This is a genomic window from Cylindrospermum sp. FACHB-282, assembly GCF_014697195.1.
Lineage (GTDB): Bacteria > Cyanobacteriota > Cyanobacteriia > Cyanobacteriales > Nostocaceae > Cylindrospermum.
The window spans coordinates 24,557-41,845 of sequence record NZ_JACJRJ010000023.1 but is presented as its reverse complement, the minus strand read 5'-3'; the positions used below and the strand labels follow the sequence as shown (position 1 = coordinate 41,845).

Below are 17,289 nucleotides of genomic sequence, written 5' to 3'. Positions count from 1 at the left end.
TAATCTCAGAAATTCTACAGATTTAACTATGCTCCATGGATATAAAATTATTGATGCTGATTCCCATGTGATAGAGCCTCCGCAGATATGGGCCAAGTACCTTCCCCCTGAATTTAAGCACTTTGCACCCTCAGCAGACATGAAAATCAAAGGGGAAGACATTACGGAAAAAATATCCCAGCAAGTGCGACAACAAGGCAATCAGCAGATGATGCAGGCTCACCCAAATGCTTACTTTCATCGCTACGATGCAGAATCTCACCTCCAAGCAATGGTGCAGATGGGGGTAGATATAGCCTTTATTTATCCAACTTACGGATTGTGGCTCTTTGCTATCGATACCATGCCCGCAGAAGTGGTAGGAGCCTTCACCCATGCCTACAATACTTGGTTATATGAAGAATTTTGTAGCTATGCTCCAGACAAGTTGAAAGGAGTAGGAGCGATTAATCTTCATGCACCAGAGCAAATGGTGTCAGAATTACACCGCATCGCCGAGTTTGGCTGGAAATCGGTATTTTTACGCCCTAACCCCGTTAAAGGGCGACTCTTAAGTGATATTACTTATGAGCCATTTTGGACAGCCTGCGAAGAGTTAAACATCGCAGTCGGAATTCATGAAGGAACCCATAGCCGTTTACCAACTACAGGTGCAGATAGATTTAATACTCGGTTTGCTCTGCACGCTTGTTCCCATCCAATGGAACAGATGATGGCATTGTTAGCCTTGATTGAAGGCGGTGTGCTAGAACGTCACCCCCGCTTGAGGGTAGGGTTTCTAGAGTCTGGTTGTGGCTGGCTCCCTTACTGGCTCTGGAGAATGGATCAAGAGTATGATAATTTACATATAGAGGTGCAAAATCATGTTAAAATGAAGCCATCACACTACTTTCGTCGTCAGTGCTTTGTAGCAATTGACCCTTCTGAACCTTATTTAGCCCAAATTATCGAGTACATCGGTACTGATAACTTAATCTTCGGCTCTGATTACCCTCACATGGATCATCAGCCGGATGTTGTCAATATGGTTTTAGAGCTTGAGACGCAGTTATCTCAAGAAACGGTGCAAAAGATTGTTTGGGATAATACCTGCCGTTTTTACAATTTGGCTTGAAACTTACATAAGGACGCACTACTATCATGAGTGAAAAAGTAACACAAACATTTCAGGAGCCGCTAAAATGGTGGCTTGATCCTAAGACATATTATCAAATCCTTGTAGTTACTCCCCCTGATCCGAATACTAAAAAAGAAGGACAAAATATACAAACAAAAATAGTAGCTAAAACCAAAGAAGCATTTGACACCTATCTGACTGATAAGAATAATCTTGATGGTTTTAAGGAAACGGTAGGTTCGCATTTACCCTCACCTGGGGTAACTCTAGAAGATGATTTTCTGACGACAATTTTCTCATCTCAGTCAGATGATGGGAAATCCATAGTAGTGAAACCAAATCAACTAGATGCTAATAATTTTTATGCATCAAGTCGGGGTCTATTGCAGAGTCGCAAACTATCTCAGCTAATTGCTAACACATGGTACTGCTATGTAACAGCAAAAAAATCAGAAGCATGGAAGCGTTTTATAAACGGTAATTGGGATACAATTGATTCTAAAATATTAAATGGACTCATAGCTAGAGAGATTTTTTTTGTTGCTCAAACCGTTTATCCATCTGATCTTGAACCCGACAATATTGAGATTTATTATCCACTAAAGGGTAGAACCGCAATTACTCAAAATGGTGGTGTAGAAACTAGAAAACCAAGATTCTTGATTTTGCCCAATAGTAAAGCTTGGGAGAGAATTGCTTTGAGCCTTTTGATAGCAGGACAGGCATATTGCCAAATTGGAGAAGGTAACTCACCTACTGATTATACTTATCAACGAATTTCCGAGCCTATTTTTAGTACAGGTGAAATAGTTAGTAGGTATGGGCTAGAAGTGGTATGGTCTGACTATATAGGTAAGATCAGCGAAGTACAATTTAGTCCAGTAGATGTTTCTACTAATTATCAAGTTGTTATTCCTTATCCTCCAATACCTGATGAAAAAAATCTATCTCTTGAAGAAATTGAAAAATGGGCTGAAGCTTCTGATAAAGAAGCACCATTTCCCTTCTATCGCATAACAGAGGACAACAGATATGTAGGTATAGATTATGTTTCACCTCCATACCCCTACATACCGCTATCTAGTAGTTAGAACAACTGGGAGTAAACAGGAAGTCACTAGTATAATGTACTCCCAAATTAGTTAGGGATAGACCCGAATGAACCTTATTAAGCCCCAATTATCGAGTACATCGGTGCTGATAACTTAGTCTTCGGCTCTGACTACCCTCACATGGATCATCAACCGAAGGTTGTGAAAACAGTTCTAGAGATGGAAGCGCAGTTATCTCAAGAAACGGTGCACAATATTGCTTGGGCTAACCCCTACCATTTTTATAACCTGGTCTGATAACTTCATCCACTAATTGCAAAGGAAGCAGAAAATGCAAATAATTACACCCGCTCATATTCAACTTTGGCAAAACTTATCTCCTGACTCTCCGATTTCCCGTAAGCCTCGGTTGATGCAAGAAAATCAATCTCAATTTAGAGTTGACGATGACGATTTATTTCAAATACTTACAATTGAAAGAAAGTCGGGTAAGACAGAAAAAAAATTAGTATATGGAACAAGAAAAGATTTACATAAGTACTATAAAATTGCTAAAGATCAGTTACCTACAGAAGGAGCAGAAGTTAAGCTAGATTTTGTAGAAAAAGATGAGCCGCAATTTTCTGCCGTCAGGTTTCTATTACAATGTCGCCAGATATCTCAAATGATGTCTTATACATGGCTTGATGATGAGAAACTTCAGGAATATGAACTAAAAGCAGGAACAGACACGCCGAAAAAAGTAACAAGAACACAGATAGAGTTAGTTAGGGAAATATTTAATTCTTATAACATTATCCCTGCTGTCGCTAAGAATTTTCCTCTTTGTTGGCTAGAAAGGCATCCATTATCAAATGACATAGAACATGAAACCCTGAGATACAATGAATTGAGAGAAAAGCTGTTTGAATATGAAAAAAAACATCCCAAATTTCTAACTTACATCATTAAGCCCCAATATCTCAGTTACAACACAATATCTCTATCTCTATTATTAAGCGGACAAGTATATTATCAAGATGAACATGAGCCAGATAAATGGAAACAACTTTGGCCATCTATTCTCAGTACTTATGAAATGGTTTGGGAGTATGCCTTAGACATATCATGGGACACATTCTATTCTAGTAGAGTTGATATTGCTCAAGCTGGTTATCCACCAACACCTCCTTATACTAAAGTAACTTTTGGTTATCCTCCGAAACCGTCTGAATTTAACCTGACACAAGAAAATATCCAAATATGGGCTGAAGCAGCTGAGGAAGTACCGGAAAACTCAAAAGTAACTTTTGGTTATCCTCCGAAACCGACTGAATTCAGTCTGACACAAGAAAATATCCAAATATGGGTTGAAGAAGTTGAGGAATTACCTGAAAACTCAGAAGAGGAAAGTCCAAATAGAAGAAAATTCCCTTTTTATCCGGAAAGAACTTCTTCAGGATGGAATAGCAAAAACTTACAATATGTCTCTCCTCCTTTCCCCTATATTCCCCTCAGTACTACTTAAGTAAACTTACTTAATTGATTGCCTTGTTGACTCATTTTCTGAGTAGCTAAACTACAAATACAGTACCCATAAGCAGGTTGGTTGAATTTCACCAATCTGCTTACGTATGTTATTTAATAAATAAAAAGCATATTTACTAAACCAGACTCCCAATTCTAATATGATTCACAATCAAGATATTCTTCAAAAAGACTACCAGATTATTGAAAAAATATATGAAAGTGCTAGTTCATTGATCTATCGAGCCATTCTCAAGCTTAATAATCAACCCATTATTCTGAAGATTCTTAAGGAAGATTATCCCAGCCCGTCAGAACTCACTCGATATAAACAGGAATATGAAATTACAAGTTCCTTAAACGCAGATAACATTATTAAAGCCTACAAATTACAGCGATATAAAAATAGTTTAGTAATGCTGTTGGAAGACTTTGGCGGTGAATCTTTAAAACTTTTAATATCCAAAGAGCAATTTAGCCTAGAAGTATTTCTGACCATTGCTATCAAGACCACGGAGAGTTTAGCAGCTATTCACAACGCTAAGATTATTCACAAAGACATTAACTCTGCCAACATTGTCTATAACCAAGAAACTAGACAACTGAAAATAATTGACTTTGGGATTTCTACCCGCTTACCCCAAGAAAATCAGACGGTGCGTAACATCAATCAATTAGAAGGAACCTTAGCTTACATCGCCCCTGAGCAAACTGGTAGAATCAACCGAGGGATAGATTATCGCAGTGATTTTTATTCTTTGGGTGTTACCTTCTATGAACTGCTGACTAATCAACTTCCTTTTGCAACTAATGACCCGATGGAATTAGTTCATTGTCATATCGCACAATATCCGAAAAGACCTGATGAACTAATCTCTTCTATTTCCTTTACAGTATCAGAAATCATTATAAAATTGTTAGCTAAAACTCCAGAAGAACGATATCAAAGTGCTTTGGGAATTAAAGCAGATTTAGAAACCTGTCTTCAGCAATTAAAAAATTTAGGACAAATTTCTCAGTTTGTTTTAGGTAATCAAGATATTTCTGATAAGTTTCATATTCCCCAAAAACTCTACGGTCGAGAACGAGAAATCACTCAATTATTAACCACCTTTGACCGAGTTTGCCAAGGCACGACCGAGATGATACTAGTTTCTGGTTATTCTGGTATTGGCAAATCTGCTTTAGTTAATGAAATTTACAAACCTGTGACACGCCAAAGAGGTTACTTTATTACTGGTAAATTTGACCAGTTAAAGCGGGATATTCCCTATGCAGGAATCACACAAGCTTTTCAAGACTTAATACTTCAACTTTTAAGTGAATCTGAAGCCAAACTACAAACTTGGAAAGAGCAAATTTTAGAAAGCTTAGAACCTAATGCTCAGATTATCATTGATGTGATTCCTCAACTTGAACAGATTATTGGTAAACAGCCCTCAATTGAGCAACTGGGTGCAACTGAATCTCAAAATCGATTCAAATTATTTTTTCAAAAGTTTATTCGGGTTTTTAGCACAAAAGAACACCCTTTAGTTATCTTTTTAGATGACTTACAGTGGGCAGATTTATCTTCGCTGAAGCTAATTGAGCTATTAATGACCGATGCTGACAGCCAATATCTATTGATGATAGGAGCATATCGAGATAATGAAGTCAGTTCCACCCATACCTTAATGCTCACCTTAGAGCAAATTAACAAAGCAAAAGTAACAATTAGTCAAATCAGCCTTCAATCTTTGGAACTCAAGCACATCAAAGAATTAATTTCTGATACACTAGGATGCTCAATAGAAGATTCAAATTCTCTGGCAGAATTAGTCACCAATAAAACCCATGGTAATCCCTTTTTCTTAAATCAATTAATTCAATCTCTCTATAAAGATAAATTACTATTCTTTGATAAGAACAAAGGTTGTTGGCAGTGGAATATTGAGCAAATCGCAAAAGTTGGCATTACTGATAATGTTGTTGAATTAATGGTTAGCAAAATTGAGAAACTGAATGACTATACCCAGAATGTTCTAAAATTAGCAGCTTGTATCGGTAGCCGATTTGATCTAGATGTTATCTCTATCGTCAATAGAAAATCTCAAACAGCTACAGCTGGGGAACTACAGCCAGCTATACAAGAAGGATTGATTGTCCCACTAAGTGACGAATATAAAATCCCTTTACTTTGGAGTCAGGAGGAAATGTTTGCTAATATTTCCGAATTATCTGACTCTTTCATTCCTAAATTTCCCGAATCTATCCCTTACCAATTCTTGCATGACCGAGTTCAACAAGCAGCCTATGCTTTGATTCCAGAACAGGAGAAAAAAGCAGTTCATCTACAAGTAGGTCGGTTGTTGATTAAAAACTCTCAAGCAGATGAATTAGAGGAAAAAATATTTGATATTGTCAATCAAATTAACGAAGGCTCTGAATTAATTACTGAATCATCAGAAAGATATGAGTTGGCTAGACTAAATCTTCAAGCAGGTAAAAGAGCAAAAGTATCGACAGCTTATGATACAGCTTTAAGATATTTAAATACTGGGTTGGAACTATTGACATCAAATAGTTGGATGCTGAATTACGAATTTACTCTAGATCTTTACGTTGAAACTTTGGATAGTCTCTACTTAAATGGTAACTTTGAAAAAGTTGAACATCTGTCGGAAATTGTTCTAGAACAAGTCAATAATATTCTTGATAAAATCAAGGTATATGAGTTAAAGATTTTGTCTTATTTTGCTCAATTTAAGCTTCACAAAGCTATTGATATGGCTTTTGTAGCCTTGGCAGAGCTAGACATAAAAATTTCTGAACTAGCCATTAATAATAGTAATCTAGAAAATAAAATTAAGCAAGAGAATGAAACCTTTAAAGTATTACTTAAAGAAAAAAATATTGAGGATTTAGCTGATTTACCTACTATGACAGACCCTCATAAACTGGGGACAATATTAATATTACAGACAGTCATGAGTGCGACGTGGACAACGAATTTTTCCTTATTTGTTGAGATAAACTTAATTCAGCTTCATTTTTGCATTAAATATAATAATCCTCCTCAAGCTCCTGGTATTTATAGTTGTTATGGAATGCTTCTTTGTGGATTAATCAATGATATTGATGCTGGATATCAGTTTGGAAAAATTGCTTTAAAATTGCTGGATAAATCCATTAGTCGCCGCTCAGAATGTTTAGTTATGCATTCGTATTATGCATTTGTATGGCACTGGAAAGAGTTAATTAATAACAAAGTGGCACAAGAACAATTACTAAATACTATTAAACAAGGGATCGATAGAGGAAATAATGAGTATGTTTGTTATATTTCTATGGACTATTGCCTGATAAGGTTTTTTGGAGGATGTAATTTACAACAGGTTGAACAGGATTATATAAAATATAGCGAATTAATCAAAAAGCTTAACCAAGAATATTCTATAAATTATATAAAAATATGCAAAAGTATTGTTTTGAATTTAACACAGGTCTACCAAAGTAAAGATTTTTTGTTAATTGGTGATTTTCAAAATGAAGAAGACATATACATAGAAAATTACATCAATGAAATAAATAACTGGCTGTTATTTATTTACTATTTTGGTAAAAACTGTATCCTATACTTGTTTAAAGAGTATAAATTGGCTTATGATAACGGAATTAAAGCGGAAAAATATCTCAAAGGTTGTAGGGGTTTTTTAGTAAATCCTCAGCATAATTTTTATTCGTCGCTTTCTTTTCTTGCTTGTTATAATGCTTGTGATGTGAAGCAGCAAAAAGACTTAATGGAGCAAGTAGAAAAAAATCAAGTAAATATGAAAATATGGGCCAATCATTGTCTCGAAAATTTTCAACATAAGTATGATTTAGTTGCTGCTGAAAAAGCACGAGCATTAGGCCAATATTGGCAAGCAGAAGAATTATATCAAAAAGCTATTCAAGGTGCCAGGAAATATGAATTTATTCATGAAGAAGCTCTGGCTTATGAACGAGCAGCAGAATTTTATTTGCACCTGGGTAGGGAAGAAATTGGTCAGTTATATCTGAGAAATGCTCATCATTGCTACACTCGCTGGGGAGCTAAAGCCAAAGTCAAGCAATTAGAAGATGAATATCCAGAATATTTTATAGGAAATACAAACCAAGGGACAGCTAAAAGCCTCAGCACAACTATCTCTACTAGCGGTAGTAATGGAGAATTCCTTGACTTAACAACGGTTATTAAAGCATCTCAAGCCCTAGCTGGAGAAATTTTTCTGAGCAAGTTGCTGGCAAAGTTGATGAAAATAATGATTGAGAATGCTGGCGCTCAAAAAGGCTTTTTGCTTCTACATTCTGATGATAACTGGGTCATTGAAGCGGTGGGAGCAATAGATTCTGATGACGTTACCATACTACAATCTATTCCAGTAGACTCACCAGATGCCTCCACCCAGACGCCGTTGCTCTCAGCCGCTATCATCAACTATGTCGCCCGCACCCAGGAAAATGTAGTTCTCAATGATGCCACCCAGGAGGGACAATTTACCCGCGACCCCTACATTGTTATCACTCAACCTAAATCAATTCTCTGCACTCCCCTACTGAATCAAGGGAAATTGAGCGGTATTTTATATTTAGAAAACAATCTCGCAACGGGGGCATTTACACCAGAGCGTGTGGAAGTCTTAAATATCCTTTCTAGTCAAGCTGCTATCTCTATTGAAAATTCTCGCCTCTACGCAACCCTGAAGCAAAAAGTAGAAGAGCGTACTCAAGAACTATCACAAACTCTAGAAATTCTTAAAGCGACTCAAGCTAAATTAGAATTTGAAAATGCGCTGCTCAAAAGTGCCGAAGAAGCCTCAATTTATGATTATCAAGTTGGCGGTAGTTTGCCAATTGATGCTCCTACTTATGTAGTGCGCTCTGCCGACCGTTATCTCTACAAAGCATTAAAAACTGGAGAGTTTTGTTACATTCTCAATACCCGACAGATGGGTAAATCAAGTTTGATGGTGCGGATGATGCACCACTTGCAGCAAGAGGATTTTTGTTGTGCTGCCATTGACATGACCCGAATTGGCAGTGAAAACATTACCCCGGAGCAATGGTATAAGGGATTAGCTGTGGAGTTGTGGCAAGGTTTTGACCTGGTAGACAAGATTAATTTAAAAGCTTGGTGGAAAGAACATCTGGATATTTCTCCTGTGCAGCGATTGAGTAGATTTTTTGAAGAAGTTTTATTAGAAGAAGTTAAATTGCCCGATAATACTCTTGCACCTAAAATAGTCATCTTTTTAGATGAAATTGATAGTGTTTTAGGTTTAAATTTTTCAGTTAATGATTTCTTTGCCCTGGTTCGCTCCTGCTATAATCAGCGCGGTATTAATCCAGAGTATAAGCGGTTGTGCTTTGTTTTATTGGGAGTTGCTTCTCCTAGTGATTTAATCACAGATTATCGCCGAACGCCTTTTAATATTGGTCAGGCAATTCAACTGCATGGCTTCCAATTACACGAGGCTCAACCTCTGCTTCAAGGGTTTTCAGACAAGGTTAGCAACCCGCAAGCAGTGCTTAAAGAAGTTTTGTGCTGGACTAATGGTCAGCCTTTTTTAACTCAAAAGATTTGCCAGATGATCCGTAGTTTATCATCTTCTATTCCCGAAAAAGCTGAAAAAGCCTGGATTGAGAATTTGATTCGCACTAATATAATAGATAATTGGGAAGGTCAGGACGAACCAGAGCATTTAAGGACGATTCGCGATCGCATCCTCAAAGGAGAACGACAAGTTACTTCAATGCTGGAACTGTATCGACGAATTTTAGAGCAAGGACAGGTAAGGGCAGTTGATAGTCTAGACGAACGAGAATTAATATTATCCGGGTTATTAGTTAAAGACCAGAGTTATTTAAAAATCCACAACCGGATTTATGAATTAATTTTTAACAATAGTTGGATTGAGCAATACTTATAATTTACCTACAGCCTTGCTGTCAGGAACAGCGAGCTTTTTGGCTTCGTGATTGAGATTTACTGCTGCTAGGTTAAAGCCCTGCCAAGATAACATGGGGGTGCAAACAAATCAAATAAATATAAATTTACAGAAACTTTTACTCTGGAGCGTTATGGCTTTTAACTTAGATGAGGCAATTAAAATTGCTAACCAAGCAGTTTTGGTAAAGTGCTATAGAAGCTTAACTGATGTTGAAATAGTTGTAATTAAAGGAGCTTGGGAACGAGAAGAATATGACCAAATAGCGGCTAAAAACCAGTATGCAACAAGTTATATAAGTCAAGATATTGCGCCCAAACTTTGGAAATTACTGACAGAAGCTCTAGGAGAAAAAGTCAAAAAAAGCAATTTTAAAGAAGCCTTAAAACGACGTTGGGAAAAGCAATGTTGGGACAGGCAATTTACATCTGAAGATTATTTAGTAAGCCCACAATCAATGAGTTATAACGCTATAGGTAAACAGGTAAATACTAAGTTTAAAGAAGCTGTATCTCCGACCTATTTAACTCAAGCTAAACAAGATGTTCCGGCTGCCGAATTGTATGTGGAGCGTTTTGCTATTGAATTGCTCTGTTATGAAACTCTGTTGCAGCCTGGTTCCCTGATTCGGGTCAAAGCACCCAAATTAATGGGTAAAACCTCCCTCATGGAACGGGTATTAGCTAAAGTGGCAAAGGAGGGCTATCGTACAGTCAGTTTAAGTTTAGAGATGGCAGATCGGCCAACTCATGTCACTAACCTGAATAAATTTTTACGCTGGTTCTGTCTCAATCTCAGCCGAGAACTCAAGTTACCCAATCAGTTAGATAAATATTGGGATGAAGAAGGTATGGGTGCGAAGGTAAGTTGCACAACTTATTTAGAAGAATACCTCTTGGCAGCAGCAGACAGTCCTCTAGTTCTATACTTAGATGATGTGGATGCACTTTTTCATTATCCTGAAGTTTATGAAGACTTTTTTGGGTTGTTGCGTTCTTGGTATGAAAAAGCCAGAAGCCGCGCCAACTGGAAAAAGCTGCGGTTAGCGATCGCACATTCTACCGACGTTTATATCCGCCTGAATATTAACCAGTCACCTTTTAATGTGGGATTACCCATAGAATTACCGGAATTAACTAAAGAGCAAGTGCAGGAATTTGCCCGACAATATGGATTAGCAGCAGATTCATCTTTAGTAGAACCCTTAATGCAATTGGTAGGGGGTCATCCTTATTTGTTGCAGCAGGCATTCTCTCACCTCAAAAGTTATCCTGATATCACCCTGGAAAAGTTGTTAGCAGAGGCCATAACTGATGCGGGTATTTATCGCCATCATTTAAGACAATTTTGGTTGAGTTTGCAACAGGAAGCAAAGCTGATGGCCGCATTTCAAACAGTGATTACTTCTACTAAACCAGTGCGATTGGAAACAATATCAGCTTATCAGTTGCAGAGTATGGGTTTGGTGAAGCTTGCGGGTAATGAAGTCGAGCCGCGTTGTCAGTTATATCGGAGTTATTTTGGTGATGTGATTGGGAGTTAGGTGAATGTAAATCATAGTTAAAATATAGGATGCGCGATGTCAGTGATTTCAAATTTGTCTCAATTCGAATAAAACAGGCGATAGCGTATCCCTGACGGGGTGCTTTGCACTCAGCGGTGCTGCTTTCACCAGATCGCATTCTTGCTTCCTATGGTATTATGTTTTATCCCTAGGGTGTGCAAAGCTCAACTCTTGGTGGTATTGCTATAGAACCGTTGCTATAGACACATATTCTAATCCCATTCAGACAGGGGCTACATTGCCAACTATCCCCCAAGCCACGATAACCAAATGAACTAGGAATCCTCTTCACTGGTTTGGCTTGAGGAGGAAGTTTCATGCCAGATGATGGTGCTGGCAGTGGTGCTGGAACTGGTGCTGGAACTGGTGCTGGAACTGGTGCTGGAACTGGTGCTGGAACTGGTACTGGCAGTGGGGGATTATTAGAGGATGGTGCTGGAAGTGGGGGATTATTCGATAAATCTATTTCTATTGAAATTGCAGTTGCACCTGCTTGCACATTCCACACAACCGAATCTTCTGTAGTCCTAATCAACCTATTTCCATCAAATACTTTAAAGAACAAATCTGGCAACCTATCTAGAAAGAGGTCTTGGAAATAGGATTCATCAAAACCTATCCGGTAAGCACCTTTTTGATCAGTAACGGTGCTGCCAACTAAATCGTTACATAACAGGTCTTTGTCCCAGACTTCGACTCGCAAACTAGGAATTCCCACCCTAGTGTTACGGTTGATAATGCGACCGAAAATAATGAACTTTGTCATGGCAAATTCTCACCGTTTCTAATAATTTTATTAATTTTTATGCACTATTTCTACCAAATTACTCTCTGTTCAAGAAAAATTGCAAAAAAGCAATTTACTCACTCAAGTAGGCTCATCGATGATTTTTTGTCTTAGGATATCTGATTTCTCAATCCATAGTTCGAGGTCTTTTCGTGTTGTCCCTTGGTATCCAAGAAATCCTAAACACAAGACGAGATTTGTTTTTTGTTTGTAGCACTCATTATCCCATGAAGATATTTTATTGTTTAAGTATAATTCTAATACATCAAGACAGAGTAAGGCCATATACTTATCATTGTCAATATTACATATAGTGAATAAGCTTTTTTCCCTATCCTCTTTCTTTTTCTGCCATGCCATATCAAAACCTTCACGAAAAGAAGTAATTAAAATATCGCTTTCAGAACTATTACTAGCATCTGCAACTAAAATAGTAGGCGCTTTTGACAATATTTGTATAGGTGTGATATTCCCAGCAGAAGATGGCTCTGTAACAGAATCAAATGTTCTAATATTAGCTTTGTTGGTATAACCTAAACTAGCTGTTGTAGTACATGGCAACAAGATAGCTGTCAGAATGCAGATAGCTATATTGTGATATTTAGCTATTTTACAGGCTTTTCCTGACATCAGATGAAGTAATTTATTGGAAATTTTCATGACCTTTTCCTTTTTAGCTATTGTCGCGATTTTAGTCGTTTAAAAGCATATATTTCGATAGTTCTGTAGAGATATTTACTCAAATATCTCTACAAAGATTGAAATTTTTAAGATATATTTTATGTGGCTAAAAACTAACTAGTCAATAAAATAATTTTTAACCCAAGTCTTTTCTTCGTTCCATTCGGGAGATTGGATGTATTCATTTACCAAAGTTTCCATGAGACTAATTTGAGGGCAACCATCCATCGCAATACTCTCTGTAAGCTGTAGATTTATACGTTGATATTTATCTTCTCCTAATATCATTTTTGCCTGAAACCCGTCTACAATGGATGAGCTATCCATGAGGATTGAGAGCAGGGGCAATTTAGGTGTTTGAGGTGTTTGATCTTCGGAGAATGGCCAAAGCCAGGTTGTTACACCAAATCTTAGCGGCCCATCCGGCTGATAACTAGGAGGAAGATTGTTGTGAGTTTGGCCTGTACCAATAGATAGCATTCTGATATTTCTGATATCCCGATCTTCAAGAATGCCTGAATTAATTACTCTTGCCAAAGCTAATGTACTAGGGTTATTGGCAAATACACCACCATCAATACAATAACCATAATCGGGATGGTGATAGGGAGGAAAATACACTGGTGCCGCACTGGTGCAAAGAGCAGCATCCAACAGTTTCGTGTTTTCGCTCCTAATGTGGTTATTTGGTAGATTATCGAGTGTGATGGGACGCCATGAAGAGTTAGTTGAATCAGATTGATTGTATAGCTGAAATGTAGTTACCAGAACTTTATATGGCAGTTCAGCTAATGACTTTGATGAACTTGGTATATTTTGTTCTATTACGGTTTTCAGACCAGTATTATTGTATTTGACATACAAGACCTTTTCTAAGTGTTTCAGTATAGAAGATCCTGACTTGTTTTCGAGATTATCAAGTTCATCTGTAGATTGTTTCAGAGGTGCCAACAGTTTCTCTGCTTCCTCTTCTGATAATTCTCCATCTGCGGATTTGGATTGAGAGTTAGGATTGTAGGGAGTAAATATCTGAGAACAATTCCCTCCACTATTGTAAATAGTAACTAATTTGCTTATGGGAACACCACTTGCTAATCCCAGAGCAATCAGTCCACCCGTTGAAGTTCCAGCAAATAGATCGATATCACTGAAAAGACTTATTCCTTCTTGTTGGAGTTCTTCATCCAGTTTTTGCAGCAACATCGCAGTGATTAAGCCACGAATACCACCACCATCACAAGTGAGAATGCGATAATTATCATCTGACATGAGATTTCCTCCTTTATACAAAAATCATGTTCGAGACATCTAAGAGGGATGGCGAGGCGATCGCCCCGTCACCACTCTATGTAATATTAATTAGGGTAGCTTTGCTGAAATTGGGAATAAAATGATGCTTGAAAGCCCAAAAAGTCATTCAAAATCATCTCATCATTCAGCAACGCCAAAGATAAAACACCGATTAGTGATTTACTACCCTAAAGCCTTGAGTATAACATTAGAGACACGAAACACATTTGCCCATACCAGCCTGGATTAGGCACTGCACTGGATTGGAGGAACCCGCGCAAGAAATAAGAGCGCCAGCACATGTTACGAGACATAGCCAATCAATTGAGGGATTAACTCCAGCTACATCACTAATGTTAGCTGTGCTAATTGTTCTCAGGACGGGTTGACTTTGAATTGGAAGATTCATGATTATTCCTCGTGTTTTGTTGATTTATTTTTCAAGCGTTTAGTATTTGCCTAACACATATCACTAGTTCGTGGTACATGTCCGGCTTGAATTGCAACTTTCATTTTGAATTTCTCCTCTTTGAAATTATTAGTTTAATCAAAATTCGCAGGAAACTTAGTTGACTAATTGCATCGAACAACATTCGACTCATTACGCCTTGTAGTTGTTGAATTTTCTTTGTTCAACGAGTCAGAGATATGAGGTGCAATTGGGTAAATCCTCCTTCACCCCTCCCTTAGTATTTTATCGAGAGCAAGAACAGCCAGGGAAGATGGTATTACATACTCCCGAACCTGATAAGCAACAGAGTTTGCATTGTAAATTCGGATTTGATGGACTAATACCTGCCATCTGGCCTAAGTTTTTTGCTGTACTGACGGTTCTAATTATTGGTGGGGCTTGTATTGGTAGCATGGTCATATTTATTCTGGGCAGATGTTTTTAATATCCAGACCAAAAGCAGAATTCATTGAGTCATTAGACAGTCCAAGAACGGACTTGACCGATAGTGACAGGAATTAGGTCGCTGACATCAATAGTGAATCGATAGACTTTGTTAGAACGTTGGTTATTTTCTGGGTCAGAGAAGCTCAACTTCACGTCGTAGCAATCTGAATCAGGACGACAGATAGGACTCTTCTCCACAGAAATATCCTGAAGCACTCGTCGCTCACCTGTTGCAGATGCGATCGCCGTAGAGGTCTGGAACGCGTTGGTTGCAGAGAAATTAAGCGCCCGTTCTTGAGGAGTAACTCCCAGGTTGCGGTAGTCATAATAAATACGACTCAGATATTCTTCAATCCGATTACTCACATCTTGCTGAGTTACTCCGGCTGCCAAAGTTGTCATTCTTGTCACAGATTGAACTAAGGCTGCAACTGACCAACTGTACATACCCCGGACTTCTGGGACAATTAGGGGAACAGTTTGCCCTGATATCAGCCTGATGCTGCCGCCGATATATCCTGGAACCGATACCCGCTCTACATTGGGATCTGCTATGTATGAGCGAATTCGGTCGTAAACTACAGATGCGTAAGGACCCATAGGGGCGATCGCATAAATTGGTGTAGTATCTAGATTGAGCGTCCAAATTAGTGATTGCGCTTCCCAAGGGTTCGCATTGAGATAATCAAACAAACTCGTTTCAGGAGGTATCGCTTGGGTAAAAGAATCTCGACGGGCTTCAGTACCGAAATCATACCCCAGTTCTCCTAGTGCATAAACTATCTGCGGTCCTTTACCACCACCCGCACAGGTAGTACATTCAGAAGGCTCGACAGAGGAAGGAACTACGTTAGCTGACGCAGACTGTAGGCTCATTGTTTGTAGTGAGTAGCTAGATTCTTCCAAATTTGGGACTTGGATTACTGAATCTGTTGCTTGATTAGCAAGTACTTGCTCAATGTTGTTAACTTCACTTGGTTGAATCATGACTTCCTCTTGATTAGACATTTGTTTTATTCCTTCTTTTGTAATTAGGGCTTGTACCCCAGATATATTTAGACTTCCGACTAAACAGCGTCGGCTATCTAAACTTTTTTGTAGGTTGCAAGGCAAAGCAGTCTTGAGAATGGCATCACGAATAGCGTGGGGGTCAGGCTTCTGTCCTCGTTGCAGTTGAATACTGAGCAATAAGGCCACAAGTCCTGATACAATAGGAGTTGCAAAACTTGTGCCGCTTCTGGCAGCAGTTCCACCACCAGGGATAGCACCTAAGATATTTTCTCCAGGAGCAAGGATACCTTGGGATCTGTAAACCTCACCCCAGTTGCTAAAACCGATGGGGTTTCCAGCTAAATCCATTGCACCTACTGCCAATACCGACTCCAGAGCAGCAGGAACATGGAGACAATCACAGCCATCATTGCCCGCAGCAGCCACAATGAGAACGTTGTTTTCGGCACAAAGGCGGACTGCATTAGCTAGCAACTTATCTGATTCAGCTGAGGCCGCTAACTGACCACCGCTAATGTTAATGACATTGGCTCCCTGCTCAACCGCTTGGGTGATAGCTCGTGCCAAGTCAATCTGGGAACAGGGGGAAATGCCACCTTGACTCCCATTTGTAAACACTGGTACAATCAGACCACGACAGCTAGGGGCAATGCCACGAATGGGGCTGCCATGTTGACCAAATATGACGCTGGTAACGTGGGTTCCATGCTGGGATGCTGTTCCTTGGTCACCAACACCAGAAACTAGAGTCGATAACCGAGTAAGCTGGGCACCGTTAAAGCATGGGTGTGACTGGTCAACTAGTCCGTCAAGAACCGCGACGCATATGCGAGAGTCGCCGAGAGATTCAGCCCAGAGAGATTTGAGTCCGGGCAATGCTGTAATGTCACTGAAGCCAGCTGTTTGTGCTGTTATCTGTGATACATCATAACCCATTGCTTTGTTGTTGGTTTTTGTGTTCTTCGTCACAATTACTATTGTGCTTGGCTTTGCAATTCAATAATTCAGTTAAATTTAGGACATTAAAAAAACAGCCAATTCAGTTAAATTTAGTTAAATTTAGTTAAATTTAACTAAATTTAGTTAAATTTAGTTAAATTCAGGTATTCAGGAACATAGATGCGAAAATATATAACTAAATAAAGTTGTAAGTCTCTTAAAATTCCAATGTTTGCCAAACTCAACCCCACCTATCAGCCTGGTGGTAGTCTTCCGCCTGAAGCTCCAACTTATGTAGTGCGACAGGCTGATACTGAACTTTACGAAGGGCTATTAGGTCTTGATTATCGCTATGTCCTCAACGCTAGGCAAATGGGGAAGTCTAGCTTGCGAGTGCGGACAATGCATAAAGAGCTTTTAAAATTCAGTTTAATTCAGTTTAATTCAGTTTAATTCAGTTATTAAATAGACA

At 38.6% G+C, this 17,289-nt stretch carries 10 protein-coding genes and 1 pseudogene; 7 read left to right on the top strand and 4 right to left on the bottom strand.

Features of this window, described 5'->3' with window-relative positions; genetic code table 11:
- The first annotated feature begins 28 nt into the window (after positions 1-28).
- The 6 genes from H6G32_RS13625 to H6G32_RS13600 all read left to right on the top strand — a co-directional run bounded on the left by H6G32_RS13625 (position 29) and on the right by H6G32_RS13600 (position 11,190).
- Positions 29-1,114 carry an amidohydrolase family protein gene (locus H6G32_RS13625; protein ID WP_190459060.1) on the top strand — a complete coding sequence of 362 codons (1,086 nt, stop codon included), beginning with the start codon at positions 29-31 and terminating at the stop codon, positions 1,112-1,114.
- Between the two features lie 26 nt (positions 1,115-1,140).
- Complete coding sequence (locus tag H6G32_RS13620; RefSeq protein WP_190459058.1) at positions 1,141-2,208, top strand: hypothetical protein; 1,068 nt, start codon at positions 1,141-1,143, stop codon at positions 2,206-2,208.
- An 87-nt stretch (positions 2,209-2,295) separates the two neighbouring features.
- Complete coding sequence (locus tag H6G32_RS26780; RefSeq protein ID WP_309232598.1) at positions 2,296-2,466, top strand: amidohydrolase family protein; 171 nt, start codon at positions 2,296-2,298, stop codon at positions 2,464-2,466.
- 34 nt (positions 2,467-2,500) lie between these two features.
- Positions 2,501-3,676 (top strand): hypothetical protein, encoded by a 1,176-nt coding sequence (locus H6G32_RS13610; RefSeq protein WP_190459056.1) that lies wholly within the window; start codon positions 2,501-2,503, stop codon positions 3,674-3,676.
- Positions 3,677-3,836: 160 nt separating this feature from the next.
- Positions 3,837-9,629, top strand: a complete 5,793-nt coding sequence (locus H6G32_RS13605; RefSeq protein WP_190459054.1) for an AAA family ATPase — start codon at positions 3,837-3,839, stop codon at positions 9,627-9,629.
- A 151-nt stretch (positions 9,630-9,780) separates the two neighbouring features.
- Positions 9,781-11,190: an AAA-like domain-containing protein gene (locus H6G32_RS13600; protein WP_190459052.1), complete on the top strand. Its 1,410-nt coding sequence runs from the start codon at positions 9,781-9,783 to the stop codon at positions 11,188-11,190.
- A gap of 169 nt (positions 11,191-11,359) precedes the next feature.
- On the opposite strand, the gene H6G32_RS13595 is transcribed toward H6G32_RS13600, so the two are convergent.
- The 4 genes from H6G32_RS13595 to H6G32_RS13580 all read right to left on the bottom strand — a co-directional run bounded on the left by H6G32_RS13595 (position 11,360) and on the right by H6G32_RS13580 (position 16,814).
- Positions 11,360-11,977 carry a hypothetical protein gene (locus H6G32_RS13595; RefSeq protein WP_190459051.1) on the bottom strand — a complete coding sequence of 206 codons (618 nt, stop codon included), beginning with the start codon at positions 11,975-11,977 and terminating at the stop codon, positions 11,360-11,362.
- Positions 11,978-12,079: 102 nt separating this feature from the next.
- The gene (locus H6G32_RS13590) at positions 12,080-12,658 is read right to left on the bottom strand and encodes a hypothetical protein (RefSeq protein WP_190459049.1); all 579 of its coding nucleotides are present in this window, start codon (positions 12,656-12,658) and stop codon (positions 12,080-12,082) included.
- Between the two features lie 138 nt (positions 12,659-12,796).
- A complete protein-coding gene (locus H6G32_RS13585; RefSeq protein ID WP_190459047.1) occupies positions 12,797-13,948 on the bottom strand; it encodes a patatin-like phospholipase family protein in 1,152 nt (383 codons plus the stop codon).
- A 949-nt stretch (positions 13,949-14,897) separates the two neighbouring features.
- A complete protein-coding gene (locus H6G32_RS13580) occupies positions 14,898-16,814 on the bottom strand; it encodes a PatA/PatG family cyanobactin maturation protease (protein ID WP_190459137.1) in 1,917 nt (638 codons plus the stop codon).
- Positions 16,815-17,045: 231 nt separating this feature from the next.
- Here H6G32_RS13580 and H6G32_RS13575 point away from each other — a divergent pair.
- Positions 17,046-17,228, top strand: a pseudogene (locus tag H6G32_RS13575) (AAA-like domain-containing protein); the annotation flags it as partial.
- Positions 17,229-17,289: the final 61 nt, after the last annotated feature.

Bases quoted from the DNA above. Each gene is read 5' to 3' on its own strand.
- H6G32_RS13625 (WP_190459060.1), top strand. From the start codon at position 29: ATGCTCCATGGATATAAAATTATTGATGCTGATTCCCATGTGATAGAG.
- H6G32_RS13620 (WP_190459058.1), top strand. From the start codon at position 1,141: ATGAGTGAAAAAGTAACACAAACATTTCAGGAGCCGCTAAAATGGTGG.
- H6G32_RS13610 (WP_190459056.1), top strand. From the start codon at position 2,501: ATGCAAATAATTACACCCGCTCATATTCAACTTTGGCAAAACTTATCT.
- H6G32_RS13605 (WP_190459054.1), top strand. From the start codon at position 3,837: ATGATTCACAATCAAGATATTCTTCAAAAAGACTACCAGATTATTGAA.
- H6G32_RS13600 (WP_190459052.1), top strand. From the start codon at position 9,781: ATGGCTTTTAACTTAGATGAGGCAATTAAAATTGCTAACCAAGCAGTT.
- H6G32_RS13595 (WP_190459051.1), bottom strand. From the start codon at position 11,977: ATGACAAAGTTCATTATTTTCGGTCGCATTATCAACCGTAACACTAGG.
- H6G32_RS13590 (WP_190459049.1), bottom strand. From the start codon at position 12,658: ATGAAAATTTCCAATAAATTACTTCATCTGATGTCAGGAAAAGCCTGT.
- H6G32_RS13585 (WP_190459047.1), bottom strand. From the start codon at position 13,948: ATGTCAGATGATAATTATCGCATTCTCACTTGTGATGGTGGTGGTATT.
- H6G32_RS13580 (WP_190459137.1), bottom strand. From the start codon at position 16,814: ATGGGTTATGATGTATCACAGATAACAGCACAAACAGCTGGCTTCAGT.